The organism is Actinokineospora spheciospongiae, assembly GCF_003182415.1.
GTDB classification, from domain to species: Bacteria; Actinomycetota; Actinomycetes; order Mycobacteriales; family Pseudonocardiaceae; genus Actinokineospora; species Actinokineospora spheciospongiae.
This window is the reverse complement of record NZ_QHCP01000002.1, coordinates 375,543-400,554: the sequence shown is the minus strand read 5'-3', so window position 1 is coordinate 400,554 and position 25,012 is coordinate 375,543. Positions and strand designations below refer to the sequence as shown.

25 protein-coding genes and 1 tRNA gene are annotated in these 25,012 nt (G+C 64.5%); 12 read left to right on the top strand and 14 right to left on the bottom strand.

Features of this window, described 5'->3' with window-relative positions:
- Position 1 precedes the first annotated feature (1 nt).
- Positions 2 to 2,233: a ParB N-terminal domain-containing protein gene (locus DFQ13_RS05495; RefSeq protein WP_110079047.1), complete on the top strand. Its 2,232-nt coding sequence runs from the start codon at positions 2 to 4 to the stop codon at positions 2,231 to 2,233.
- A 521-nt stretch (positions 2,234 to 2,754) separates the two neighbouring features.
- Here the strand turns inward: DFQ13_RS05495 and DFQ13_RS05490 are convergent.
- From DFQ13_RS05490 to DFQ13_RS05480, 4 genes are all read right to left on the bottom strand, one after another.
- Positions 2,755 to 3,933, bottom strand: coding sequence for a hypothetical protein (locus DFQ13_RS05490; RefSeq protein WP_110079046.1), 1,179 nt, complete (start codon positions 3,931 to 3,933; stop codon positions 2,755 to 2,757).
- Positions 3,930 to 4,490 (bottom strand): DUF4365 domain-containing protein, encoded by a 561-nt coding sequence (locus DFQ13_RS05485; protein ID WP_110079045.1) that lies wholly within the window; start codon positions 4,488 to 4,490, stop codon positions 3,930 to 3,932. The genes DFQ13_RS05490 and DFQ13_RS05485 overlap by 4 nt, the downstream gene beginning before the upstream one ends.
- A gap of 142 nt (positions 4,491 to 4,632) precedes the next feature.
- A complete protein-coding gene (locus tag DFQ13_RS32995) occupies positions 4,633 to 5,304 on the bottom strand; it encodes a hypothetical protein (RefSeq protein ID WP_146241115.1) in 672 nt (223 codons plus the stop codon).
- A gap of 2 nt (positions 5,305 to 5,306) precedes the next feature.
- Positions 5,307 to 7,259, bottom strand: coding sequence for a DEAD/DEAH box helicase family protein (locus DFQ13_RS05480; RefSeq protein WP_110079044.1), 1,953 nt, complete (start codon positions 7,257 to 7,259; stop codon positions 5,307 to 5,309).
- Between the two features lie 661 nt (positions 7,260 to 7,920).
- Between DFQ13_RS05480 and DFQ13_RS05475 the strand changes: the two genes are divergently transcribed.
- Together DFQ13_RS05475 and DFQ13_RS32990 are read left to right on the top strand one after the other, a co-directional pair.
- Complete coding sequence (locus DFQ13_RS05475; protein ID WP_110079043.1) at positions 7,921 to 8,430, top strand: nucleoside-diphosphate kinase; 510 nt, start codon at positions 7,921 to 7,923, stop codon at positions 8,428 to 8,430.
- Between the two features lie 41 nt (positions 8,431 to 8,471).
- Entirely contained in the window at positions 8,472 to 8,732 is a 261-nt protein-coding gene (locus tag DFQ13_RS32990; RefSeq protein WP_146241113.1) for a hypothetical protein, read from the top strand.
- A 58-nt stretch (positions 8,733 to 8,790) separates the two neighbouring features.
- Here the strand turns inward: DFQ13_RS32990 and DFQ13_RS05470 are convergent, their stop codons facing one another.
- From DFQ13_RS05470 to DFQ13_RS05460, 3 genes are all read right to left on the bottom strand, one after another.
- Positions 8,791 to 9,204 carry an NUDIX hydrolase gene (locus tag DFQ13_RS05470; RefSeq protein ID WP_181399857.1) on the bottom strand — a complete coding sequence of 138 codons (414 nt, stop codon included), beginning with the start codon at positions 9,202 to 9,204 and terminating at the stop codon, positions 8,791 to 8,793.
- Complete coding sequence (locus DFQ13_RS05465) at positions 9,197 to 9,862, bottom strand: NUDIX hydrolase (protein WP_110079041.1); 666 nt, start codon at positions 9,860 to 9,862, stop codon at positions 9,197 to 9,199. The genes DFQ13_RS05470 and DFQ13_RS05465 overlap by 8 nt, the downstream gene beginning before the upstream one ends.
- A 142-nt stretch (positions 9,863 to 10,004) precedes the next feature.
- Positions 10,005 to 10,433 (bottom strand): helix-turn-helix domain-containing protein, encoded by a 429-nt coding sequence (locus DFQ13_RS05460; protein WP_110079040.1) that lies wholly within the window; start codon positions 10,431 to 10,433, stop codon positions 10,005 to 10,007.
- Between the two features lie 167 nt (positions 10,434 to 10,600).
- On the opposite strand from DFQ13_RS05460, the gene DFQ13_RS05455 reads away from it, so the two are divergent.
- The 5 genes from DFQ13_RS05455 to DFQ13_RS05435 are packed head-to-tail and all read left to right on the top strand — an operon-like array spanning position 10,601 to position 14,669.
- A complete protein-coding gene (locus DFQ13_RS05455; protein WP_110079039.1) occupies positions 10,601 to 10,876 on the top strand; it encodes a helix-turn-helix domain-containing protein in 276 nt (91 codons plus the stop codon).
- Entirely contained in the window at positions 10,873 to 11,235 is a 363-nt protein-coding gene (locus DFQ13_RS05450; RefSeq protein WP_233438272.1) for a WhiB family transcriptional regulator, read from the top strand. The genes DFQ13_RS05455 and DFQ13_RS05450 overlap by 4 nt, the downstream gene beginning before the upstream one ends.
- Positions 11,235 to 11,573, top strand: a complete 339-nt coding sequence (locus DFQ13_RS05445) for a hypothetical protein (protein WP_110079304.1) — start codon at positions 11,235 to 11,237, stop codon at positions 11,571 to 11,573. Before DFQ13_RS05450 ends, DFQ13_RS05445 begins: the two co-directional genes overlap by 1 nt.
- Positions 11,570 to 12,553, top strand: coding sequence for a hypothetical protein (locus DFQ13_RS05440; protein WP_407643129.1), 984 nt, complete (start codon positions 11,570 to 11,572; stop codon positions 12,551 to 12,553). The genes DFQ13_RS05445 and DFQ13_RS05440 overlap by 4 nt, the downstream gene beginning before the upstream one ends.
- The gene (locus DFQ13_RS05435) at positions 12,525 to 14,669 is read left to right on the top strand and encodes a cell division protein FtsK (protein ID WP_110079038.1); all 2,145 of its coding nucleotides are present in this window, start codon (positions 12,525 to 12,527) and stop codon (positions 14,667 to 14,669) included. The genes DFQ13_RS05440 and DFQ13_RS05435 overlap by 29 nt, the downstream gene beginning before the upstream one ends.
- Before the next feature lie 255 nt (positions 14,670 to 14,924).
- Here DFQ13_RS05435 and DFQ13_RS05430 read toward each other — a convergent pair whose 3' ends face one another.
- From DFQ13_RS05430 to DFQ13_RS32985, 3 genes are read right to left on the bottom strand one after another with little or no spacing between them, the layout of a single operon-like run.
- Positions 14,925 to 15,668 carry a Scr1 family TA system antitoxin-like transcriptional regulator gene (locus DFQ13_RS05430; RefSeq protein WP_181399856.1) on the bottom strand — a complete coding sequence of 248 codons (744 nt, stop codon included), beginning with the start codon at positions 15,666 to 15,668 and terminating at the stop codon, positions 14,925 to 14,927.
- Positions 15,669 to 15,717: 49 nt separating this feature from the next.
- The gene (locus DFQ13_RS05425) at positions 15,718 to 15,999 is read right to left on the bottom strand and encodes a hypothetical protein (RefSeq protein ID WP_110079036.1); all 282 of its coding nucleotides are present in this window, start codon (positions 15,997 to 15,999) and stop codon (positions 15,718 to 15,720) included.
- Positions 15,996 to 16,292 carry a hypothetical protein gene (locus DFQ13_RS32985; protein WP_146241111.1) on the bottom strand — a complete coding sequence of 99 codons (297 nt, stop codon included), beginning with the start codon at positions 16,290 to 16,292 and terminating at the stop codon, positions 15,996 to 15,998. The genes DFQ13_RS05425 and DFQ13_RS32985 overlap by 4 nt, the downstream gene beginning before the upstream one ends.
- Before the next feature lie 408 nt (positions 16,293 to 16,700).
- Here DFQ13_RS32985 and DFQ13_RS05415 point away from each other — a divergent pair, with 408 nt between their 5' ends.
- On the top strand, positions 16,701 to 17,294 hold the full coding sequence (locus DFQ13_RS05415; RefSeq protein WP_219994296.1) for an NUDIX hydrolase: 594 nt from the start codon (positions 16,701 to 16,703) through the stop codon (positions 17,292 to 17,294).
- Here DFQ13_RS05415 and DFQ13_RS05410 read toward each other — a convergent pair.
- Together DFQ13_RS05410 and DFQ13_RS05405 are read right to left on the bottom strand one after the other, a co-directional pair.
- Positions 17,278 to 18,843 carry a tyrosine-type recombinase/integrase gene (locus DFQ13_RS05410; RefSeq protein WP_110079034.1) on the bottom strand — a complete coding sequence of 522 codons (1,566 nt, stop codon included), beginning with the start codon at positions 18,841 to 18,843 and terminating at the stop codon, positions 17,278 to 17,280. The two genes, DFQ13_RS05415 and DFQ13_RS05410, sit on opposite strands and share 17 nt — an antisense overlap.
- A gap of 134 nt (positions 18,844 to 18,977) precedes the next feature.
- Positions 18,978 to 19,053, bottom strand: a tRNA-Arg gene (locus tag DFQ13_RS05405).
- Between the two features lie 250 nt (positions 19,054 to 19,303).
- Between DFQ13_RS05405 and DFQ13_RS05400 the strand changes: the two genes are divergently transcribed.
- From DFQ13_RS05400 to DFQ13_RS05390, 3 genes are all read left to right on the top strand, one after another.
- Positions 19,304 to 20,146, top strand: coding sequence for an ATP-binding cassette domain-containing protein (locus DFQ13_RS05400; RefSeq protein ID WP_110079301.1), 843 nt, complete (start codon positions 19,304 to 19,306; stop codon positions 20,144 to 20,146).
- On the top strand, positions 20,143 to 21,354 hold the full coding sequence (locus DFQ13_RS05395) for an ABC transporter permease (protein WP_110079033.1): 1,212 nt from the start codon (positions 20,143 to 20,145) through the stop codon (positions 21,352 to 21,354). The genes DFQ13_RS05400 and DFQ13_RS05395 overlap by 4 nt, the downstream gene beginning before the upstream one ends.
- A gap of 215 nt (positions 21,355 to 21,569) precedes the next feature.
- Positions 21,570 to 22,217 carry a response regulator gene (locus tag DFQ13_RS05390; RefSeq protein WP_035286103.1) on the top strand — a complete coding sequence of 216 codons (648 nt, stop codon included), beginning with the start codon at positions 21,570 to 21,572 and terminating at the stop codon, positions 22,215 to 22,217.
- A gap of 144 nt (positions 22,218 to 22,361) precedes the next feature.
- On the opposite strand, the gene DFQ13_RS05385 is transcribed toward DFQ13_RS05390, so the two are convergent.
- Positions 22,362 to 23,840 carry a S1C family serine protease gene (locus tag DFQ13_RS05385; RefSeq protein WP_110079032.1) on the bottom strand — a complete coding sequence of 493 codons (1,479 nt, stop codon included), beginning with the start codon at positions 23,838 to 23,840 and terminating at the stop codon, positions 22,362 to 22,364.
- A gap of 65 nt (positions 23,841 to 23,905) precedes the next feature.
- Entirely contained in the window at positions 23,906 to 24,994 is a 1,089-nt protein-coding gene (gene galT, locus DFQ13_RS05380) for a galactose-1-phosphate uridylyltransferase (RefSeq protein WP_110079031.1), read from the bottom strand.
- Positions 24,995 to 25,012 lie beyond the last annotated feature (18 nt).

The following is a 25,012-nucleotide window of genomic DNA, read 5'->3' as shown; positions in this document are numbered from 1 at the left end:
GATGTTCGGCTCTGGCACCAAGCTTGTGTTCCGCGACTACGTGCAGGGAACCTGGGGAAAGTTCAGCACCCCTGCCGGTCAGGTCGACTACATCATGACCAAGGCGAGGCTCGGCGAGGATTCTGACGACCCGGAGCGGCAGCTGACCAAGAGTCTGGCCCCGGTTCGGGAGGTCATGGAGGCGGAGGACCTTGACTTCAACCAGCTCCTCCAGCGTGACCTCGACGACCACCGGGTCGCGGTCAAGCTCATCCCCTACCTGCTCCGCCAGCAGATGACGGGGCCTGCCTTCTTCCCGCCGGTCGTGGCGGTCCTGCTGCCTTTCCGGAGCAAGCGTCCGTCCGCCTTCCCGGAGCTGGGCCCCGCCACCGAGGTCGAGGACGACCACGCACGGTGGCAGCAGGAGGATGCGGGCTCGTCCTTCCGCGTCCAACGGCTGCTGGACGACAACAGCCGCCTCCACCCCGCCAGCGTCGGCAAGCTCTGGTGGAACAAGACCGAGTCCCAGCTCGTCGTGCTGGACGGGCAGCACCGGGCCATGGCTCTCCTCGCCATCGAGCGGACGATGACCAGCAGTTGGCAGAACTCGAGCGGTGCGCGGTTCCGGTCCTTCTACGAGCACCAGGTGAAGCAGGCGCTGCAGGACGCCACTGCGGACCACATGGACCTCAGCAAGATCGAGGTTCCGGTCACCGTGTGCTGGTTCCCCGGCGAGACCGGTGACGGGGCGAACCCGCACAAGGCAGCCCGCAAGCTGTTCGTCGACGTCAACAAGGAGGCGCGCCCCCCGTCCGACTCGAGGATCATCCTCCTGTCGGACGCCGAGCTGGGGAACATCCTCGCCCGTCGGATGTTGAGCGACCTGCGCAACGGCATCGATCAGGAGTTCCTCCCCCTCTACGCGGTGGAGTACGACAACCCCGAGGTCAATTCGAACAGGCCTGCCCGGTGGTCCGTCCTCACCAACATCCACCTGCTGAAGCTCGCAGTGGACCGCTGCGTCTTCGGTCCGTCGAGGCACCTGCAGAACGTCTCCGCGACCGTCCTCGGACGGCCGAACCTGACTGAGCAGGACACCCACATGCGCAAGCAGCTCGACATGACCAGCCTCTTCCCCGACGAGTTCGACGACGGGGCCATCACCTACCGCCGTGACAAGATCGGCAACACCGAATTCCCCCAGGGGCAGGTTTCCAAGATCGCCGATCGTTTCGCGGCGACTTGGGGTCAGGCGATCCTTACGTTGTTGTCCAAGACGGCGCCGTACGCGGCGCATGGCCGTGCGCTCACCAAGTTGAAGGAGGAGTGGCACGTCGATGACACCTGGTTGCGCTTGGCCCACGACGCCATCTTCGGAGGCGTGGGAGTGTATTGGACGCTGAAGGACAGTCACGAGCATTTCCAGGAAAAGTACTCCCGGGACAAGAGCACTTCCAAGTCCGACGTGGTCAGGGCGTGGGACGCGCTCAAGGGCCGCGAAGCGAATTTTGAAATCCACCGCACGGCGGAATTTCTGAACTCGGCGAAACCGGGGAACCTCAAACCGGCCAAGGCTGCTTTTGCTGTCTTCAACACCCATGCCTGTCAGCTCGGCCTGGCGATGACACTGGGCTCGCTGTGGGAACTGGTCAGGGACCGTGACGATGTCGGCCTGGATGACCTGCCGCGGTTCGCCAACGACCTCGTCAGTGGTCTGAACGCTTTCTTCGCCCAGGAGAATGGAAAAGCGCGGGACCGCAGGCTGGCTTTCAACAAGAGCGAGGTCAGCAGTCCGATCAACCAGATCGCGAGCATGGAGAGCTCGCAGTCGGTCTACTTCCGCTACTTCTGGTTGCAGGCGCTTGCCACCCCGGTCGCCTGGGAGAAAGTCTCCCGCTGGTTTTCCGAGCCCTCTTCCTTCGCCGACATGGTCGAGGACGCGCGTGGCTTCTACCTCAAGCTCTGCACCGAGCAGCAGTTGAAAGCCCTCAAGCAGAGCAGGCCTGGGACTGCTGAAACCCGGCTCCGGGAGGATGCGGCGCAGGCGGCGAACAAGTTCCTGAAGCGAGCCCTGCGCGACTGGTTCTACGTCCCGGACGAGCAGTACGACGAATGGAGTGCGGCGAGCTCCGAGCGTACGAAGACCACTGACGAGGACTCCCAGAGCTCCTCGGAGGCCGACGCGGGATCTGATGCCGATGGGGACGTCGACAACGACCCGATCGGCCGGTTGGAAGACTTGCTCGAAGATTGACCATACCGCTGGCTGCTTCCGGAACAGCGGAACGCGATGAGCCCTTCCGCAGCGTACGCTGCGGAAGGGCTCATCATGCTTGTATGAGCGTGGTGCCCCCGGCAGGATTCGAACCTGCGACGCACGGTTTAGGAATCTCTGCATCCGCCTAGTCTACATGCTCTACCAGGGCAAACACTCCCGTTAACTTCAAACCGCAGCCGGGAACGCCAGGATTCTCGCCAGTTCGCACCACGATGCGCACCATGCCGCCGTCGGCCTGGTCTGGCAAGAGTGGAGGCCTCGCCGCTGGCGCGGCGACCACGCATAGCCAAGTTTTAACCAGCCTGGTAAGGAAGTAGGGCTAGCGCCTCTCCGTCCACCGTGCTGCACATGTAGGCGTCGAAAGGTAGTACTCCGGCGCTGACCCCGCCATCGATGATAAGGCGGTCCACCTCGGCGCACGGCCGGGCGTGGCAGTGCTGGCTTTCATCTGACCAGTAGCGCACCCAAGATAGGACATGCGGTATTACATCCAATTTCTATGAACGTCCACTGCTGTGGTGCCGCAAGAAACCATCATCGACGACCGGATCGCTCAGGCGCCAGCCGCGTCCCTCGCGTGACAGATCACCGGTGACGGTAAAGGGAAGTTTGCTCCGGTACGCCAGGATCGCCCAGTCGTGGTCTTGGCCGGTGACGGTTACGTTGACCGCGCGGGTTTTGCCCCGGACATCGGCCACCAGCACGATTGTCGCGGACTCGGGCTCATCGGGTGCGGTGTCCTCGCGGGTCAGCGACCGGACAGAGCCGATCAAGGTTTCCCGTCGTGGTGGCTCCTCTCTCCGCATCAGCCGCTCACGTACATGGGACAATCCATTGATAGCGTCGCGATCGAGGATGATGGCCCGGGTGCCAACAGCAGGCGCGGGTTCGCTGGTTGCCCAACGAAACGACAGGTCCAACGACCGCAGTGACTGTGGGGCTGTGATGTCTTCTAGTGATTCCACCACACCAGCGCTGAGGCCAAACTGGGCGGCGGACTCAATCACGGACTCGTCGAGTGCGCGAGTTAGGTCCCTAGTTGTCTCCAGTGCCTGCGCCAGAGTTTGCATCGCCGCTCGGGAGAAGTCGATGGGCACAGTCGATTGCGCTGCGCTCGCGGCTGGTGCGGGTTTGGCAGGGTCTCCGAGGCGGGCAAGAATCGTGAACACGAAACTGCCACGTTGAGTGTGGCCAAGGCGGACATCATGGTCGAGAAAATCGTTCACGATACTGGACCGACGACCCCGATGCGAGTGGTTGGGGTCGTGGGCGGTCGTTGCGGCGGCCTTGAGCATCTTGTACAGCGCGTCGATCGTGGCCTCAGCCTGCTTAAAGGGGATGGTGCCGTCGGCCATGGGTTGATCAAGCCGGACAAAGAACAGGTCCGCACGGGCGGAGACGATGAAGTCGGCTAGCTGCGATGCTCCGACGCCATAGACCTGGGATAGCGCGATCAGGGCATCCTCAAAGCGGTCGGTGAAGTCGGCGTACCCGGTAGCCAGCGGCAGCATGATGCGGGCGCGGTCACTGCGGTCGCCGGGAAGGCGCCATATCTCCCGGACAGCGTCACGCCGTGACTCCAACTGCCAGTCGTGGCTGGCCAGGTACTGTGATACCGCAGACGGGGAGAGTGCGCCCGCGAGTTCACGGTAATCCCTCGCAGTCGATGCGCTCACCAGTCACCTCCGTCTCCGATAGCAGCCATGATGGCCTCCAGGCCAGCGACATCAAAGAGGTTACTGCGTGGTAGGTGTACTGTCCTGCTGTCCTGCTCTAAGGGCAGGTTGCCGAGGTTCGTGGCGCGTTCGTAGTACAGGCGACTGTGGGTGAGCAAGCGTGCGTCATCCTGGTCCAGCCAGTCGTCCCCGTCACCGGGGATCAGCAGGACGCCGAGGTAGGCGGGGATGAAGCGGTCCGGGCAAACGAGCTTGGTGTACGCCTTGGCCTTCATCGGCCACGCCAAATGATCGGCCGTAAGGTAGCGGTGCTGGGTGGTGCATTTGAGCTGCAACTCAAACTGAGGGCCGTAGAACTTCCTGTAGCGGGCCGAGGAAGCGATGGTGACGTCAACGCCGTCGTAGTCGGTGGCATGGGTCTTGATCCAGCAGCCCGCTGCGGCGGCGACCATATGTACGAACCCCAGGCTGAATTGTTCCTGGCGCGCGGACTTGGGCAGGCCAGCGCCCGCCTGGACTTGGACGCCGTCGCACTGCTCCGCGTCTGCCTCAATCATGCGTATCCTTCACCGCCTGCCTGTGTAGTCAGCACGATGCCATGGCAGTGAGGGCGGTGATCGGCGATCGCCTTATTACACCTGTTCGGAGTATCGGCACGGTGCCGTGGCGTAATCAGTTCGTCACGGTACGTCGTGATGGTCAACTGCTGAGCAGCTTGAGCAGTTCCAGAAGTTCGTCCCGAGACAGTTGGTTGCGCAGTACGGCGGCGATCTCGGGGATCGACGCGGTCTTCTGCACCCGGACTTTGGGAGGAGGTTGACGAAGTCCTGAGTCAATCATTGCTCGGTGGGCAGACATCTCTCCGGCGATGACCTTTGCATGGTACTCGGGGGCATCCTTACGAAGCCGACGTAATGCGGCCTGCCGCGATGTGCCAGTCGATCGAGACGGGGAAATTTCGTTTACATTTTCAACGAAGTTTCCTGTATCTTCCGAATTTGCGGGAAAATCGTCAACATCCGGTTCGACAAGCATGTCGACCCGTTCGGATGTTTTTGCCACCGCGAGGTCGCGGCGTTCCCCCTGCTGAGAACTCAATGCTTGGTCGAACTTGTCGAGCAATTCGATATCGGAGGCGATCAAGGACTTGATCCGCGCCGAAGTCGTGTTGAGCCCCTTAGGGCTGGTGACAAATTTGGCGAACGAACTGAACTTCACCACACTTCCGTCAGCGTAGACATACTCGCGCCACGGTTCCTCGTCGATGAGACGGCCCAAGCCGAGCAGGACCGTCTTGAGCCCGTCAGTGCCGTACTTAAGAGCCTCACCCGTGGCTCTTACAATCCGCCAGTTGTCCTGCAAGTCCGCCACTATTAGCGCCCCCGGTCCATCTCGGTCACAATCCGCAGCAACTCTTCAAGCTGGGGGATTGTGGCCTTTTCGCGCTTCTCAATGCCGACCTTCCTATTAAGCTCGCCGTTAAGGAAGCTGTACTCCATCCCCTTGGTCTTGCCCAGTCGCTTCACAATAATGTTAATTTTCTGTCGGAGTGCGGAAACCTTCTGGTAGTTAGGCACCACGGGTGCCGTTGGCGCGGCCGGTGCTAGTAGGGCCACCGGTTCCACTGGCGTGACCACGTCGAACAGCATCCCCGGTACTGCTGGCGCAGCAGGGGTCTGTGCGGCTACAGCCTCCGACATGACCTTCGCGGTGAGTTTGGCCGCAAACGCTACATTAGTGGAAGTCGGAGTGAAACCTAGTTCAGTGACCCTGCGTGTGGCTTCTTCGATCGACGGCGTCAGCCACTGTTCGCCGGACAGGATCGTCGCGTGGTGCTCGGCCCGCGTGGAGTCCAAGGGGATGATTCCCTGTGATTGGGTTGACCCTCCGCCGGTGCCCACGGGGGCGTCGTCATCCTTGGCCTTATCGGTCAGCGCGTGGTCGATCTCGCGTTCGATCTTCGCCGCCATTTGGATCATCGACGGCAGCGATGGGATGAACAATGTGGCGATCGACGTGTCCGGCTCACCTGAAAGGCTGCGGCGGGTGCGAACGAACCTGCCGACAACCTGCCGGAAAAACAACTCGGCTTCGACGTTGGTGGCCCACACTCCGACGATCAGACGAGGAAAGTCTACGCCCTCGGAAACCATCTTTACCGCTACAAGCCAAGGTTCGCTACTCTTGGCGAATGCGGTGATCTTATCCGAAGCGAGTGGGTCTTCGGAGATCGCGAGCACAGGCGCCCTACCGGTGATTCTGGTTAGCACCTCGGCGTAACGCTTGGCCTTGGCCTGGTCCTCAGCAATGATTAGACCGCCCGCATCGAAGGTCTCTTTGCGCACATCGAGCAGGTCGCGATGGGCCTGTTCGATCACTGAAGGGATCCACTTCCCGTCAGGGGCCAAAACTGTCCGTAGTGCGCGCTTGGCCTCCTTTGGATCCTGCTCGTTGTGGATACGTCCGCTCGTAGTGACCCCACCAGCATCCCAAGTACCTTCGCCGTCCAGTGCGGGGAAAACGATCGGGCGAACTACGCCGTCGGAATCGAGCAAGGCATCGCCGTAGTTATACTGCACATCGGATTTGGATACCAAAATACCATTCTCGTCGGGCTCGTAAGCCACGAACGGAATCGGGTTGTCGTCAGACCGGAACGGGGTTCCGGTGAGCAACAATCGCTTGGTGGCGTTTTGGAATGCCGTCTTTACCGCATTGCCCCAAGACCGATCTTCACCGGCATGGTGCACCTCGTCCAGCACGACAAAGGCGTTCTGGCTCATCCGGCGATACACGTGCGGTTGGCTGGCAACCGCACCGTAAGTGACCACAACGCCGTCGTAGGTCTTGTTCACGGCGAGATTGGAGTTCTCAAACTTCGGGTCGAGCTGCAACCCGAACTGCGCAGCGGCGTTTGCCCACTGGTAGCGCAGGTGGCTCGTCGGCACGACGATTACGATGCGGGCGCAACCTCGGCGGAAGTGTTCGACCGCCGCCAGCGCGAACGTCGTCTTTCCCGCGCCCGGAGTGGCCGTGACCATGAAGTTCGGCCCCGGCGACAGGTCCATAGTATCGAGTGCCCGCTTCTGCCAGGCGCGGAGGTGACGTTGGGTCATCGAAGAGTTGCCCTTCTTCAGGTTGCATGGCGGGCACAGCGCCTGGCCATTGACAACATCGGTGATGCCGCCCTTGCTGTATGGAATCACGTGGTCGCCGTGAAACCCTGTTTCAAGATCATCCCCACACGCCTCGCAGCGACCATCCGCAGTGAGGTACAGGGCAATGCGTTCGGCGCCGCTGAATGTCCGTCGCTCCCCCGCGCTCATGGACACCTCCGCGATCGGGATCCCTCTGTGCCGAGGGGTGTCGTGGTCATGGCGGTGGCCGTCGTCGCATCGTCACGGTCGTCAACTGTGGAGATCCGAGGTTACGAGGGCCAGCCGAGGAACTGCACCTTAACAGCGGCCTACGACAAGGTGTGCGCCCCACCACGTTCCTGCCGGGCCAGCCCTCCCTTCCGCCGAACATCCGACCTTTAGTCGGAACGCCGTTCCGACGGTGTCAGGCCTTGACTGGCGCCAGGACGTCTTGGTTCGCCGCAGCGTCGTTCTTAGGCCGATGTACACGGGATGCATGACGGGGAGCGCCGATCAACAAACTCGAATAATCCCGCCGAATGCCTTTCGCATTCACGTTAAACTCTCAGGCTTTCGTGATAGCCTTTTATGAGAACTAAGACGGCTTCATTTCGAATTTGCTAGGCGGGCATCCACGGTGCGAACGATACTCATCCGAGTTGGTTTTGAAAGCAGGAATGGGGTAGGGAGGGTATGGACGTGCGGTGCCAGTACCTGTCTAGGCGATGTGATCGAACACGAGTTGATTAGTACACGTTCGGTGCAACTTTTGTAGCAAGTGCGCGTTGTGCTTGCAACTGCGCTAGTTAGCAGTAACTCTCCTCTCGTTGTATCTAAGAGAAGGAGTGTCATGTCCGGGAATGGTAATATCACTGTTGAGCGTACCCTTGTGCTTTTGAAGCCAGATGCTGTAGCGCGTGGGCTGGTTGGGCGGATTATTGCTCGGTTTGAAGACGCTCTGCTCAAGATTGTCGGCACCAAAATGAAGCACTTGGATGCCGACTTTACGAAGAGGCACTACTTTGATTTGGAGGAGCGAGCAGGTAAGGGAATCTACGACTGCACGGCTGGGTTCATGCAGTCTGGGCCTGTTATCGCGCTTGCGATTGAGGGTGACGATGTGGTCGCCAAGGTGCGAAAGATCATTGGGAGTACATTCCCGAACGATGCGCCGCCTGGGACCGTTCGCGGAGATTACGCGCATCAGACGAAGGCCGGTTCCGAGATCACCGGCAAGGCTGTCATGAATCTGATCCATGCTTCCGGAAACCCCGAGGAAGCTAGGTATGAGGTGGAGCTTTGGTTTGATGAGTCGGAGTTGTTCGATTACCAGACACTTGCAGAGAAGTTCGCTTACTAATGTCGATCTCGATTGCTTGGCTTGAATCAGAGTATCGAACTGTGGTCGAGTATGATCCGCGAGCAGCGGCGCAGATTGCCTATGCGCTGGCGTTTCGTTACAGGAACGAAGATGTCGACGGGCGACGAAATTTCGATGCTGCGAAGCGCTGGGCTATGAGATCAATTGGTCTCTTGGATGGGTTACCGGAATCAAGCGTTACGGAAGTCGCGAGCACGCAGCAGGTGGTTGGCGGGATCGCTATTCCTGATCTTCTACACTCCGGTGTTGTGCGCGAACGTTTATCAGACGTTCTAGCTTGAACTAACGAGCGCAGGGGCGGCGGAACCTATCGGTTCCGCCGCCCCTGTTCGCTTCCCATCACTTGGACAGGGTTGAATCCAAGTGTTCTTGTACGGGGCCGAACAGGCCGTAGGGGACGTACTCGGGAATCTCTGCCAGGGAAACCCAGGCGATGGCGTCGAGTTCTTCATCGTCTACAACTGAGGCGCTTCCGCTCTCAACGGCGCACGCAACGTAAATCATGGTGCGGCCGGTGTTGGGGTGAACCCGTTCGCCAAGTACCTTGTCCGCGCTGACGTTGAGGCCAGTTTCTTCACGTGCTTCTCGTGAGGCGGCTTCCGAAGCGCTTTCGCCCGACTCAACCTCGCCTGCTGGGAATTGCCAGGAGAGGCTGCCTTCCTTGACCCTACGGCGCACCATGAGCACCTTGCCCTCATGCGTGATGATCGCTGCGGAGATTGCGGGTTCGCTTCCTGGCGTCTGTTCACTCACTTTTGGGGCCTCCAAGAACTTCGAGTACAGGGGGGAAGATGTGCTCGGACGGGATGAATCGGGTGAGCATGTTGTTGAGTGCCCATGTAACGCTAACATTCTCAGCGGGATCGCGGTTCTCTGGCTCCCCTGACAGGTAGTCGCAGAGAACGTATTCGCATAGTACGTGTGTAATGGGGTGTATGCGGCTTCCTAGTCGGCGCGTCGCTGAGCAATGCACTCCGGTTTCGCCGTAGGTCTCTCGAATAGCCACCATCTCAGGCGCGATACCTGGTTTCACGAATCCGGCGGGAAACTGCCAGGATATACCGCCGCCCTCCTCCCCGCGGCGCTGCACAATTAGAACCGAATCGCCTTTGGTGACCACTGCGATCGCTACTGTCAGGGTTTGTGCGCTGGTCCTGATTTCACTGGGATCGATTGGGCTGTTATTTTGTAGCGCGAAAAATCTTGCGCGTGCCTCTCTGTCAGCTCCGGCCAGGGTGCGGTCCAGGATCTGCTGGGTTTCCGCAGAGAGCTTCAAATCCGGGTTGGCTCGCCAGTTGGCGACCGTGCGGACCGCCATCCCCAGTCTTCGCGCGTAGCCCTCGTTGGTCAGTCGCAATGCCTCTTGTAGGCGGCAGGCGACTTCGCCCGTCCATACCTGCACGTGCTCCACCGGATCGCCCCCTAGCAGGACCGATGCACTGTCAGTGCATCAGGGCTGCACTTGAATGCACTGGTAATGCATCGTCAATGCATGGTTATCGGCTGCTTTCAGGCGTTCACTTGTGGACATGGAAAGCAAAGGCTTTTGTCTCTCAGTGGCCACGTTGACCGGGCTGCGGACGGATGTGCTCCAGAACCGTTTCGACACCGGTGTTGATCGCGTCAAGCTGCTCGCGGATTTCATGCACGTCATTAAGCCTCCCCACGATCTCGCGCAGTTGGTGTTCGATCACTGCCAAGCGTCCAGGCACATCGTCGTACGAGTTCATGACGGGCTCGCCGACATTTTGCGGCGTTCGACCATCGGCAACCGCCGACAGGTGCGAAGGGTGCCATTCCAGCGCCTCGGAAAGCGCTTCCAGGGTGCGCTCACTGCGGCGTCTCTGGGTGACGTTGTGCTGGATTTCTCGGACGATCGCCTTGGAGACGTGCGAGCGCTCGATCAAGTCGCGCTGGCTCAAGCCGAGTTCGGCAAGGCGCGCGTTAATCGCTTGCGCGACTGCCGCCCAATCTTCCGACACGTGCTCCTCCGGGGTCCGCCTCCGATCCCGAGAGTAGCGCGCGCGTGATTTGAATGCGTCGGCATCGCCTTGAAGTCGACGGATTGGGTCTTCCGCAGGCCATTGAGGGATAAAAACATCCCAACATCCGGCTTTAAATCATCCCTAGCAGTTGGGGTACCACAGTCATGTCCGAACTTGACAAGAACGCCCGTCCGGCGTTCTACACGGTCAAGGAAGCGGCGGGGATTCTCCGCATGGGCGCTTCCACCCTCTACCGAGTCATCCGGGAGGGCGACTTCCCCGCAGTCCGGGTGCGCTCCCGCTACGTCGTTCCCGCCGCCGTCCTCGACCGCTTGCTGAGCGAGGTGGCCGAAACCGGCGGCCTGGTCGACGCCGCCCGCATCGCGATGAACCACCGCGCCGCACGTGAGGTTGCGGAGCTGCCTGGGGGTGCGTGGTGAATGAGTACACGCCCCCCGACAGGTACCACCAGTTGGCAGCGGAGCTGAACTGCCTGGCGTTCGTTCCGGATGACGTTCTCTTGGAGATCGTCATCCGAGATGGAGCCTGCATGGGCTTGTTCGGAGTTCCGGTTCCGGCTGCGATCGCCGGAGCCCGCGCGACCGATCGCGAGCTGGCGGCGGACGTGTGCGCGGGGTGCCCCGTGCGGCGGGAGTGCCTGGAAGCCGACATGAGGACCAACGGCCCTCAGCCCCTTGGTGTGTGGGGTGCCCTCAATGAAGACGACCGGCGCGCGCTGTATCCGATTTGGCTGGCGCACCGGTCGGCTGAGGAGTTGCAGAGCGGAGGTGGGGAGTGATGCAAACGATCACCCTTTCCCCGGCTCTGGTGGTCGCCGGGATCAGCGCCTTGCTGCTGGGGCTGCTGGTGTGGCGATCGGCAGCGCGGAAGGCCCGCGCGGCGGCTGACACGGCTCGCAGCGGAGCGCGTGCGGTGTCGTTGGCTGGTCGTGTGCTCGTCTTCGCGGGCCTCATCGTGGGTGTCGAGTGGGTCGTCATCACCTATGCGGTCCACAACGCCACTCTGGTCGGGGTCACACTGGGCCTACCAGCTCTCTTCGCGGCATACACGGTCGTCAAGGCCGTGACCATCGTGGGCGACGACGGGCGGGGCACACGCAGGCGCGGCCACCGATGAAGGCCACCCGTCACGTGCCGGGGCAGCAGGGGGCGGGCCGCGAGTACGCGGCTCGCCCCGCCCCGGGGTTGTCTTCACTGGATCGGCTCGCGTCAGCGGCACAGGAAGCGGCGCGAGTGCGGTCGTACCGGACGCACCCTGATGTGGTCGCGTTGCGGGTCGAACAGGTCAGGGTGCAGGTGGACCGCCTGTGCTGGGCTGGCATCGTCCTGGGCCTCGCGTTCACGATGGCCAACGTTCAACGCTTCGCGGCCGGGTCGGCAGAGCCGTGGTCGCTCCCGTGGTTCGCTGCATGGCTGTTGGACCCGATGGTCTCGCTCGTCCTGTTGGCCATCCTGCGAGCCGAACAGGTGACCGCCCGGTACCGCGTGAGCACCGGGCGATGGGTGCGCCGTGCCAAGTGGTTCGCGCTCGCCGCCACCTACACCATGAACACCTGGGAGTCGTGGGTTGCGGGGTCAGTGTCCGGAGTGGTGCTGCACTCGGTTCCACCGCTTGTCGTCTTCACGGCCGCAGAAGCGGTGACCGACCTGCGCGACAAGCTCACCGCTGCTGTCGAGGCAGCGTTCGTGGAGGCGTCGCGCAAGGCTTCTGACAAGACCATGAACCACACGACCGTTCACGGTGACAGGCGTACGCCGGCTGTTCTCGATGACGTTCACGATGTCCCCCAAGATCCCCAAATGACCCGCATACGCGCTCAAATGACTGGCTCATGGCCTCGTTATGCGGCTCGCGACCGTGCAGGGTCAGAGCCGATGACGAACCGACCGGGACAAGGCAAGAGACGGAAGCTGTTCGCGGATTACCTGGCTGACGCCCGCCAGGCGTGGGCGCCCGACGTCGTGATCACGCCCGCGTGGGTGCGTGAGGCCACGGCGTGCTCACGTGGCCTGTCATCCCGGCTCGCCGCTGCTCTGTCAGCGGAAGTGGCTGAGCGCAGGTCTGAGCATGACAGGAGGGCGCGCGGTGAACAGTGAACGGGAGGTGATGAACGCTGGCCCGATCCTTGACGGTGAGTTGGTCGACGAGGTGGGTGCGCCGCTACAGGAGTCGCGGCAAAAGCGCTTCGCTCGGTGGTGGGTCTACTCGCCTCGTGTGCCCGCTGCTTTCAAGGGCTGGGTCAACCTGCGCCAGGCCGTGCGACACGCCCTCGCATGGGTCCTGACGCGACCATGGCGGTACGTCCGCGCGGTCGCGCGTGGGCTCGTGGTGGCACTGCGCTCGTGGCGTACGTGGGTGCGCGTCGGCGACTTCCGAGAGGCGGCACTCGCACAGGAGAAGCTGGCGGACAAGTTCTCGGAGATTCGTGAACTCGGCCTGTTCCGGTGGCGGGTCACGGGTGCTGGTCTTCTCTTGGTTGTTCTTGTGCTCGCGGTCGCTCATCTCATCTACGGGTCTCAGGTGTTGTGGTGTTCCGGAGCGGTGGTGTCGGTGGCGCTGGCAATACTCGGGAGACGCAAGGACGGTTCACCGGGTCGAACCGCCGTACTCGCCGGTCCTCGATCCCTCACATGGACGATGGACCCCCAGGTCCTCGTTGACGCCTTCCGGGATTCGAAGTTGATCGGCAAGGAAGAGTCGCTGCGTTTGGTCGAACGACCCCGGCGAGAGGGCGACGGCTGGTCGGTGACTGTTGATCTCCCAGCTACCCGCAAGGCAGCCGACGTGATCAAGAACCGGGATGCTCTCGCGTCCGCGTTGGCTGTGGATGAAGTGCAACTCATTGCGGAGCGCGTTCGTGGGAACGGCGGTCACGCCGGCCGGGTAGCCCTCTGGGTCGCTGACTCCGATCCCTACCGGAGTCCGCCGACACGTACCCCGCTCCTGGGGGTGCCCCGGTGGGATGTGTGGAAGCCGGTTCCGTTCGGTCGCGATGCCCGCAACCGCCGGATCGATCTGCCGCTGGTGTGGACTTCGCTCCTGGTCGGTGCGATCCCCAGGCAAGGGAAGACCTTCGCGACACGGCTGGCAGCGGCGGGACTCGTGATGGACCCGTACACCCGTCTCTACATCGCCGACTTCAAGGCGGGCAAGGACTGGGACGCGGCGGGGCTGGTCGCGCACCGCTTCATGTCCGGTGACGAACAAGAGCACACGTTGACCTTGGTCGAGTGGCTGACGGAGCTTGTCGGAGAAGTGCAGAGCCGGTACCGGCGGATGCGTGACCTCGATGATGCGACGTGTCCGGAATCCAAGGTCACACCCGCGATGGCGCGTGACCTGACCTTGGACATGCCGGTCACAGCCGTCATCCTCGATGAGGTCCAGGTGCCCTTGGAGGACCGAACGCCGGTGGACGTCCAGGGCAAGCAACTGGCGGTTGGTGAGCACGTGGGCGAGCTGCTGACCTGGCTCGCGAAGAAAGGACCCGCAGCGGGGATCGTCTTGGTGCTGGCCACCCAACGACCGGACTCGAAGACGATCCCGTCCGGTCTCCGCGCGGTGCTCGGATCACGGTTCGCGCTGCGGGTCATGGACTGGCGTGACAGCAACATCGTCCTGGGCGAACAGATGAACACACGCGGCCACGATGCCAGCCGCCTTCTCCCGTCCCACAAGGGAGTGGGCATCCTGCGGCCGGACGGTGACATCGACGCTGGTGCTGACGTGCTGGCGATGACTGTGCGGACCTACTACATGCCGAACGAGGACTGGCGAGTCATCTGCCAGCGAGGCCGCGCGCTGCGTGAGCAGGAAGGGACACTGACGGGGCACGCGGCAGGTGACAGGCCGCGCTCGTCATCCAGGGTCGCAACGCTGGTGCCTGCGCTCGCGTCCTCAGAGGAACAGGAGGGCGGCTCGGCCGACGCTGAGGCGACGACGCTCCCTGAACCGCTGGCATCGGTGATCGACTACGTCACCAGCCATGCGGGGGATCGCGAGTTCATCGCCAGTGCCGAGTTGATCGACTCAGTCGGTGCCGACCCAGCGTGGTTCGGTCGTCAGATGAGCAAGCTCGGGTGCCCTTCCACCCGGGAGAGGATCGAGACGCGCGAAGGTGTGCGGCAGATGCGCGGTTACCACGTCGCCACCTTGTGGGACATCGCTGACCGTCTGGCTGAGGGCTACGAGCCTGAGACAGAAGCCTTGTGAGGCTGTTCGGGTGGTGTCACACCCGATGGGCCTGTCACAGGCTGTCGAGACAGGACAAATATGTTCCTCACCTGGGGGAACCTGGTCTGGTGACAGCAAGACAGCGAGACAGGACCCGGGCAGTGGTGACGTTAAAAGCCGCCCGGTCTGGACACACGGCGAACGTGTCCAGACCGGGCGGCTTGCTGTCACGGAGAAGCGAGCTGTGCGGGGTGGTGCGCGGTGGGCAGCGGTCGGCTACGCGGGCTTGGCGCATCAACGACGGCTGCGCGCGTTGCGGATCTGGGTGATGAGCTGAGTGGTCGTGGTTGGGGTGAGGGCGTGGTCTGCGAGTTGGTCGAGGGTGTCGAGGTGTGCCCGAGTATGGGTGGGGTGGTCGATGAGAGCGGAGAGGGAAAGACTGGCGAGGTGGATGACGGGGTGGTGCGTGTGGATGTGGTAGGCGGTGGTGGCGTCGCTGATCGGGGGCAGGTGGCGAGGGATGGTGCGGAGGATGAGGCGAGGTGTGGCGGTGAGGTTCAGGAGGTGGTCGAGTTGGGCGAAGGTGGCGGTGCGGAGGGCGGTTTCGTGGAGGTAGGCCGTATAGGTGTTGGTGTTCAGCTTGATGGGGTGCGCGTTCGGATAGAGGTGGGGTGGAAGGTGGTGGGGTCCGTAGGTGGTGATCGTGTGAGCGTCGGCGTGGAGTTGGGTGAGGGTGCTGGTGTGGTCGGTGGGAGTGGTGGTCCACCAGCCGGGGAGGGGTTGGGGTCTGGCGATGGACAGAAGTCGAGTTCGTTCCGGGGCGGGGATGCGGTAGATGCCGAGAAGAGTGGCGAGGTTGGTGGGTGTGATGGAGGTGCGAGCGTTCTCGATGCGGCTGATGGTGGCGGGTGAGGCGCCGTAGGCGGCTGCGATGTGCTGGAGGGTGAGCCCTGCTTGGGTGCGGTGGTCGGCGAGGGCACGGCCGACGACGCGGGCGCGGAGGTCGTGGGGTCCTCGGTCGGCATGAGGTGTGGGCACGGGTTGCTGTCTTCCGGCGCGGGGTGGTGAGTGGATCGTCTTCAGCAGCTCAGGCGGAGGCATCGCATTCCTTCGTGGGAGCGGTCTGAGTGCGGCGGGTGGCGGTGACGATGGCGTCCAACTCGGCGAAAGCGTCATCGCTGGTGTCATCGGTGGCCAATGCGGCGGTGGCGGTGCGGGTGGCGTTGGTGAGGTCGTGGAACTTGGTGGCCTGCGTGGTGGTGAGGCGCATCTCTGGGTCGTTGAGGAGGTTGCTGAGCGCGGTGGTGACATCGCCGAGGAGGGCGAGGGCGACGTTGAGGGTGGCGGTGGCGTCGCTGTTGGGGCTCACGTGTTCTCCCTGGGCGAGTCGGACTGGGTCGAAGGCTTGAACTCGAAGATGGCGAACTCGGCGCGGAGGGTCCGAGCGTGGTGGTTGGTGGGGTTGTTCAAGAGCCAGCGCAGGCAGGTGGTGACGTCGTCGAGGGCGATGGCGAGATTGGCGATGTCGCCGAGGGTGAGACTGCCTGTGAGAGCGGCTGAGAGGAGGTGGTCGGGGATGACGATGAGGTCGATGAGGTTGCCGGGGAGGTAGGCGGTTTGGGTGGGTGGTTCTGGAACTGGGTGGCGAGGATGCGATGGCATGTGTCGAGAATCCGGGGTGTGAGGGCTTCGAGGCGTTCGACCTCGTGCGGGTTGATCCCATGCATTTCAAGGGCGTAGTTGATCTGAGAGGCGGTGGTCCTCATCGCCTGGAGCTGGGAGATAAGGGCGGTCAAGTCCGTGGTGTTCATGGTGTGGAACTCCTGATCCCTCCTGCTTGCTTGTTGGATGGCGTGTCCTCCGTGGGGCATGGGAGACTGAAATCAACCCTGCCATTGACCCTGGTGGGGAGGGGACGACCAACGGACGACATCCACGCGCCGCAAGGCGGACCTACGGGACCTGACAGGAGGGGTTCGAGTGGCATCGGCGGGCGCGTCACCCAAGCGCGGAACTCGGACGCTGCTGGAGCAGCGAATCCGAGAGCGCAACCTTACCTACGACGAGTTCGTGGAGTACGCGGAAAGATTTGCCAGGGAGACCAACGAACCTGGCACGCTGAGCTTGCGCCACCTACAACGTCTGGCATCGGGCGAACGGTCAGGTCGTTCTATTTCTGTTCGACCAGTCACCGCCAGGCTGCTGGAGCGGATTTTTCAGACCTCTATAGACGAGCTTCTGCAAGCCCCGACGGGGTTGAGGAAACCTGATGCGCATCTATTGCGTGTGGCTGTGGCCATTGTGATGCGCGGTTACGAGATCTTGGTTGTCTGTCGGCGTGGAGATGATGCAGGGCTGTACTGGCAATTTCCGGCAGGTATGGTCAAGCCTGGTCGCTCGGCGGAAGCGGTGGCAGTTCGAGAAACCCTTGCGGAGACTGGCGTTCACTGTGTCGTGGCGGAGTCTCTTGGAAGTCGGTTGCATCCGGTGACCAACGTTCATTGCGACTATGTGTTGTGCACTTATGTTGCTGGAGACGCGGTAAATTTGGACCCGATGGAGAACGAGAGTGTTCTCTGGGTCGGGCGGGATGAACTCACCAGGCTCATCCCGCCCGACCAGATATTTGCGCCGGTTGTCAGTGCGCTTACGCTTTGCGTTTAGTGTGCAACGAGATGACTGGCGCAACATCACTCGGAACTGCGCTGATCACGGTTGTTCGCTTTCCGCGACTTGCTTCAACCAGTCCTGCCTCTTCGAGTATCTGTATCGCGCGGTGAACTGTACTGTTTGCGACGTTGTACTTGCGGGCGATCGTGGCAATAGCCGGGAGCGTTTCGCCTACCTTGATCGCGTCGCACAGGATCGCTCCTCGAAGGTGAGCGGCGATTACTTCGTAGGGGTGCTTTGCGTCCTTCTCGGTGGACGACTTCGGTAGCCCGTCACTGGCGAAGGCGATAGGCGGTGTGGGCATGTGAGCCGTTAGGCTGGCCGCCGCGCGCTGGTCGGCCTCTGCTGACCATGCCGCGTACACCTTCAAGGTGGTGGTGCCACCGCCACCGTGTCCCAGTCGACCGGCAACTGTTCGGATGTCCACACCCGCTGAGATCAACTCGGTTGCGGAGTAGTGGCGCAACTGGTGAATGTGCATGTCCCAGCCGAGTCGTGCACACATCCTGCGGTACCGTTGCGTGACAGTGCTCGGTTTGATCCACTGCGAATGACGGATGTCCGGGGCGAATATCCGTCCCTTCGGGTCCAGGGTTGCGCCTACCGACTTGGCCTGACTGGCGCAATGCTGCTTGTACCCTTGAAGGATGGCAACTGTGGTTTCGTCAAGGGCTATTCGGCGTTGCTGGTGAGCCTTGGTGTCCTTCTCCCAGGTCTTGGAGTTCCTCTGTGCGACGCTGGTTCGGATCGTGAGGACACTCTTGTCGAAGTCGAGCAAGTCCCAGCGCATTGCGCAAATCTCGCCGCGCCGTGCTCCTGTCACCATCGCCATCCACACGAGTACGCCCCAAGCGAGGTCGAGGAAAGCGGTGTTGATGATCGAAGCCGCTTCCGCTGCCGTTGGAGGGTGAGGGTCCGCTTTCGGCGCTTTGGGCGTCTCGGCGCGTTCGAGAGGGTTGACTGTGATCCAGTTCCACTTCTGAGCCCGTGATAGTGCGCCACTGAGGCATCCGTGGATCTGGCGGATGGAGGAAGCGGCGAGTGGCTTGCAAGTGTGCGGCTTGCATTTCGCTGAGCACTCGTGCGCGCCTTCCTCGGCGTGCTCGGTGAACTTTCGTCCGTCGCAGTGCTTCCGGCATCGGCGAAGAACGGCATAGAACGAGTCGAGTGTTTCCCCGTCCAGCTTGCCAACCTGAATCCGTCCCAGTAGAGGACGAATGTGGTTCTTGATATAGCCCTCATAGCCGCTGCGAGTGGTCTCCTCGACATTGATCAGGTCCAGGTACCTGTCCATGAGTTTGTTGACGGTGGCGCGCGTGCGGGGTGCGCGTTTCTCGTCAACGCGGGACAGCAGGCGGGTCAACGCCCGCTCGGCTTCCTTCTCCTGCTGCGGGTGGTCAGGGCCGATCGTCTCCGTCAGGTAGACGCGCTTGCCGGAGAGCGGGTCGACGCCGCTGTAGACGCGGGCACGCAGAGCGCCGCTCGGCAAGGCTTGGATCGTGCCTCGCTGGCGGTTGCTGCCCCGCTTCCTGGGCGCGCTCATGACGCGACCGTACGCCGGTCGCACCACGCACGGCACCACGGCGAGCGCGAAGAGGCACGGGGTGGAGTGGTCAGCCGATACGTCGATCGGCGTGTTTTCGCTGGTGAGCGGCCTACCGAGTGGACATTTCTTGATGGTGCCCCCGGCAGGATTCGAACCTGCGACACACGGTTTAGGAAACCGATGCTCTATCCCCTGAGCTACGAGGGCCTACGCCGGGACACCCTACCGGGTCCTCCCGCAGGCTGATGCAGGACCACACCCCCGGCTGCTCCACTAGGGGCGATCCCGGATGTCCCCAACCTGCCGACCGGGCAGGCTGCGCAGTGGGTTTGTCTCCCGCTGCCGGGGGGCAAGTGGGGTGTAAGCGCAGGTGAGAGGGGAGCCAGGGGTGACTGACGGGGTGTTGGAGATCGACTCGATCTCCAAGAGGTACGGGGACGTGGTGGCGTTGGCCGGCATGTCCTTCGACGTCCGGGCGGGGGAGCTGTTCGGGTTCGTGGGGTCGAACGGGGCGGGGAAGACGACCACGATGCGGATCGCGCTCGGGGTGCTGTCGGCCGACTCGGGGGAGGTGCGGTGGGGTGGGTCGCCCATCACCGCGGAGACCCGGCGGTGGATCGGGTACATGCCGGAGGAGCGGGGGCTCTACCCGAAGATGAAGGTGGGGGAGCAGCTTGTCTACCTCGCCCGGTTGCACGGGCTTTCCGCCGGTCGGGCCAAGCGGGCCGTGGAGGAGTGGACGGAGCGGCTGGGGGTGTCCCAGCGGTTGGGGGACGAGGTGCAGAAGCTTTCGCTGGGCAACCAGCAGCGGGTGCAGTTGGCCGCCGCGCTGGTGCACGAGCCTCGGATCTTGGTGCTCGACGAGCCGTTCTCCGGGTTGGACCCGGTGGCCGTTGACGTGATGAGCCAGGTGCTGGTGGACAAGGCCCGGCAGGGGGTGCCGGTGGTGTTCTCCAGCCACCAGTTGGACCTGGTGGAGCGGTTGTGCGACCGGGTGGGGATCGTGCGCAGTGGGCGGATGGTGGCGTGCGACCGGGTTGACGCGCTGCGGGAAGGGGGACTGGTGCGGTTGGTCGTGGAGGCCCCCGGGGCTTCGCCGGGGTGGGCGGATCGGGTGCCCGGTGTGACGGTGCTGGAGCAGGTGGGGGCGCAGACCGTCCTGGAACTCGGGGAGGGGGCCGATGACCAGGAAGTCCTCCGCGCGGCGTTGGCCACCGGGCCGGTGGTCGAGTTCTCCCGGCGGCGGCAGTCGCTCACCGAGTTGTTCCGCAACGTCGTGTCCGAGGAGGTGGCGGCATGAGTGGGGTGCCGGATGTCCGGATGGGGAACTGGGGTGCGATCAGCCTGGTGGCGGGCCGGGAGGTCACCATCCGGTTGAAGTCGAAGGCGTTCCAGGTCACGACCGCGGTCACCCTGCTGCTGTTGGTCGGGTTCTCGTTGGTCATGAAGTTCACCAGCGGTGACGGGGCGGACGCGACCGTCGGGTTCACCGGCGCGTCGGCCGCGTTGGAGGCGCCGCTGAAGAACAGCGCGGGTGCTGTCGGGCAGGACATCGCCACTCGGACCGTTGCCGACGAGGCCGAGGGGCGGCGGCTGGTCGAGGACGGTTCGCTCGACGCCCTGCTGGTGGGCGACGGGTCGAAGATCGTCGTGGTGGTGGAGAAGGAGATCGACTCCTCGTTGGAGAGCGTGGTCAACGTGCTGGCGGGGCAGTTGGCGCTCAACCGGCAGATCACCCAGCTCGGTGGTGACCCCGCCCAGGTGGCCCAGGAGGTCAGCGGCGCCACCGCCGAGGTGCGGCCATTGGAGGCGCCCTTCGACTACGACGGGCAGCAGTTGGTCATCGGCATGCTCGCCGGGATCTTGATCTACATGTCGCTGCTGATCAACGGGCAGTCGGTGGCCCAGGGCGTGGTCGAGGAGAAGTCCAGCCGGGTGGTCGAACTGCTCCTCGCCACCATCCGGCCGTGGCAGTTGATGGTGGGCAAGGTGGTGGGCATCGGCGCGATCGGGTTGCTGCAGATGGTGCTCATCGGCGGGGTCGGGTTGGGGGCCGCGCTCGGGTTGGGGGTGCTGGACGTCTCGCTGTCGACCGCCGTGGGGACGGTGGTCTGGCTGGTGGTGTGGTACCTGCTCGGGTTCATCGCCTACTCGCTGGTGTTCGCCGCGCTCGGGGCGCTGGTCTCCCGCCAGGAGGACGTCGGCGGGGTGATCATGCCGCCGCTGATGTTCGTGATCCTCGGGTACGTGCTGGGCATCTCGATCCTGCCCAACGACCCGGGCAACCAGCTTGTGGAGGTGCTGTCGGTGGTCCCGCTGTTCGCCCCCACGCTGATGCCGATGCGCCTGGCCATGGGCGGGGTGCCCGCCTGGGAGGCCGGGCTCGCGGTGGTCCTGATGCTGGCGCTCATCCCGGGCCTGGTGTGGCTCTCCGGGCGGATCTACCGCAACGCCGTCATGCGCAGCGGGGCGAAGGTCAAGCTCAGGGACGCCCTGCGCGCGACCTGACACCGGTCCGGCAAGGGCCCCACCGCCTCGGCGGTGGGGCCCTTGCCGTGCCCGGGGAAGCGCGCAGCGGCCGGGTGGTGCGAGAGCCGGGGTGTCCGCCTCCGGCGGGGTAGCATCCGACCGAGTCCGACCTGGTCGGCGCACCCGGGCGGGTGCGGCGTCGGCCAGCCACGAGGCCCCCCACCGGGGGCCGAGGACGCCAGTCGGGAGGCGTTGTGATCAAGGTGATGATCGCGGACGACGAGGACCTCGTCCGCTCCGGGCTGCGGACCATCCTGTCCAGCGCCGGGGACATCGAGGTGGTCGCCGAGTGCGACGACGGCTCCCACGTCGCCGACCTGGCCCGGCAGCACCGGCCGCACGTGGTGCTGCTCGACATCCGGATGGGCGCCTCCGACGGGATCGCCGCGCTGCGCGGGCTGGTGGCGCTGCCGGAACCGCCCTCGGTCTCGATGCTGACCACCTTCGACGTGGACGAGTACGTGCAACTGGCGCTGCGGATCGGCGCCCAGGGGTTCCTGCTCAAGGACACCGAGCCGGTCCAGTTGATCAAGGCGGTGCGCGACCTGGCCCGCGGCGGCGCGGTGCTGGACCCGAAGGTGGCGGCGCGGGTGGTCTCGGCGGTGGCCGACGGGGAGCGGGCCGCCGAGCCCGCCCGGCGGCTGCTGTCGTCGCTGTCGGAGCGGGAGCTGGAGGTCGTCGGCCTGATCGGGCAGGGGATGTCGAACGCGGAGATCGGGGCGGCGCTGCACCTGTCCGAGGCCACGGTGAAGGGGTACGTGTCCGCCGTGCTGGGCAAGATCGGGGCGGCGAACCGGGTCCAGGCCGCGCTGGTCGCCTACCGCGGCGGGCTCATCGCCTGACCGGCGGGCGAGCGTGACAGAGCCGCGAGCGGGGACCAAGGGGAAGGTCCCGCGCTCGCGGCTCGTGTCTGCTCCGGGGATGGAGCGCCGGTCCGGGGGCAGCGGACCGGGGTTGGTCTGGGCCGTCTCCCGACGGCCCAGCGTCTACTTGAGTTCCACCGGCTGCCCGCCCAGGGTCACCGGGACGGTGTTGTTCGCGCCGACGACCAGCTTCACGGTGTCGTTCGGGGCGTGCGAGCGGACCGCGGCCACCAGGGCGTCGGCGGAGTCGATGCGGCGGTCGTCGAGCTGGGTGACCACGTCGCCCTGCTTGAGGCCCGCCTTCTCGCCGGGGCCGCCCGCCACGACGTCGGCGACGAGCGCGCCGCCGTCGGCGTTGTCGCGGACCGAGACGCCGAGGACGGTCTGGGTGGCCTTGCCGGTCTTGACGATCTCGTCGGCGGTGCGCCGGGCCTGGTTGATCGGGATGGCGAAGCCGATGCCGACCGAACCGCCCTGGGCGCTGGCGCTCGACGACGGGCTGTAGATCGCCGAGTTGATCCCGATGATCTGCCCGGCCATGTTCACCAGCGGGCCGCCGGAGTTGCCCGGGTTGATCGCCGCGTCGGTCTGGATGGCGTCCATGACCGTGGCCTGGCTGCCGTTCTCCCCGCCCGCCCTGGTGGGGCGCTGCAGCGAGCTGACGATGCCGGAGGTCACCGTGCCCGCCAGCTCGAACGGGGAGCCGATGGCCACCACGGGCTGGCCGACCCTGAGGTCGTCGGAGCGGCCCAGCTCCGCCACCGGCAGGTCGGTCACGCCCTGGGCGCGGACCACCGCCAGGTCGGAGGTGGGGTCGCGGCCGACGATGGTGGCCTTGGCGGTGCGGCCGTCCTGGAACACGGCCTCGATCTGCCCGCCGGAGGCGGCGACCTCGACCACGTGGTTGTTGGTGACGATCAGGCCGTCGCCGCTGATGACGAACCCGGAGCCCTCACCGGCCGAGGACGGGCCGCGCACCTGCAACTGCACGACGCTGGGCAGCACCTTCGCCGCCACCGCCTCCACCGAGCCCGCCGGGGCCGACCCGGTCTGCTGGGCGGTCGGCGGGGTGTTCAGCGCGGTCGCCGCGGGGCTGCCGGTGTCGTTGTCCTGGGCCACCAGGTAGCCGCCCGCGGCACCGGCGCCGCCGCCGACGAGCAGCGCGAGCACCGTCATGCCCGCGACCAGGCCGCCCGCGCGGCGCCGCTGCTCGGGCGGCGCCGTCTGGAGCTGCCCGGTCTGGTGTTGCTGCTGGTAGGGCGCGGCGGGGTAGCCGGGGTGCTGCGCGGCCGAGCCGTAGAGCACGCCGTGGGTGCCCGTGGCGGGCTGGTGCTGCTGCGACCCGCCCGCGGCCCACGGGGACCACTGCGCGGGTGGGGAGTAGGCGGAGTTTCCGGCCCCCGGCGTCGCGGGGCCCTGCTCCCCGGTCGCGCGGGGGCCGGACTCCTGTCGGTCGGGGCCCTGTTCCCCGACCGATGCCCGATCACTCGACTCCGACGCCCCCTGCGACGTCGAGGCGGCCCCTGCTGCCGCCTGCGCCGACCACGGGTTGACGTCGCCGGTTCCCTGTCCGGTCGTGGCGTCGGGGTTGTTCTCGGTCATGTGACCACCTTGAACCTCTCGACTGAGAAGGACCTGAGACGTGCCTGTGCGCTCGCCGAGGAAAATCAGCGGCCGTAGCGGGCGGGGGCCGCGCGCAGCCGGGCGGCGAGGTCTTCCGGTGTGACGTCGTTGATCCACACCGCCATGCCGGACTCCGAACCGGCCAGGTACTTGAGCTTGTCCGCCGTGCGCAGCACGGAGAACACCTCCAGGTGCAGCCAGGCGAGGTCGCGCCCGGTCGACACCGGTGCCTGGTGCCAGGCGGCGATGTAGGGCAGTTGGCGGTCGTGGAGGCCGTCGAGCCTGCCCAGGACCCGCAGGTACAGCTCGGCGAAGTCGTCGCGCTCCTCCTCGGTCAACGCGGGCAGGTCCGGCACCTGCCGGTGCGGCACCACGTGCACCTCCACCGGCCACCTGGCCGCCGCGGGCACGAACGCCGTCCAGTGCTCGGACTCGAACAGCACCCGGGTACCCGCGGAACGCTCCATTTCCAACACGTCCCCCATCACAGGACGTCCGTGCTCGGCGAGGTACGCCTCGGCGGTGGCGAGCATGAGGGCCGTGCGCGGGGTGACGAACGGGTAGCCGTAGACCTGCCCGTGCGGGTGGCTCAGCGTCACCCCGATCTCGTCGCCCCGGTTCTCGAACGGAAACACCTGTTGCACCCCTGGCAACGCCCCCAGGGCGGTGGTCCGGTCGGCCAGCGCGTCGACGATCGTGCGCACCCGGCTCGGCGGCAGCTCCCCGAACGAGGTGGTGTGCCGGTCGGTGAAGCACACCACCTCGCACCGCCCCAGCCCCGGGCCGACCGGCACCAGGCCGGGCTCCACCGGGCCGGTGGCGTGCTGGGAGAACGACGGGAAGCGGTTCTCGAACACCACCACGTCGTAGCTCGACTCCGGCACCTCGGTCGGCCTGCCCGGCGCCGACGGGCACAGCGGGCACAGCCCGGCGGGCGGCTTGTAGGTGCGGGTCTGCCGGTGCGCGGCCAGCGCCACCCACTCACCGGTCAGCGGGTCGCGCCGGATCTGCGACGCGGTCTCGTTGCGGGGCAGGTCCCGGGTGTCGACGGCGGTTCTGCCCGGGGCGTCCGGGTGGTCGTCGAAGTACAGGATCTCGCGGCCGTCGGCCAGGTTCCGGACTGTGCGCCTCACACCGGCAGTCTAGGAACG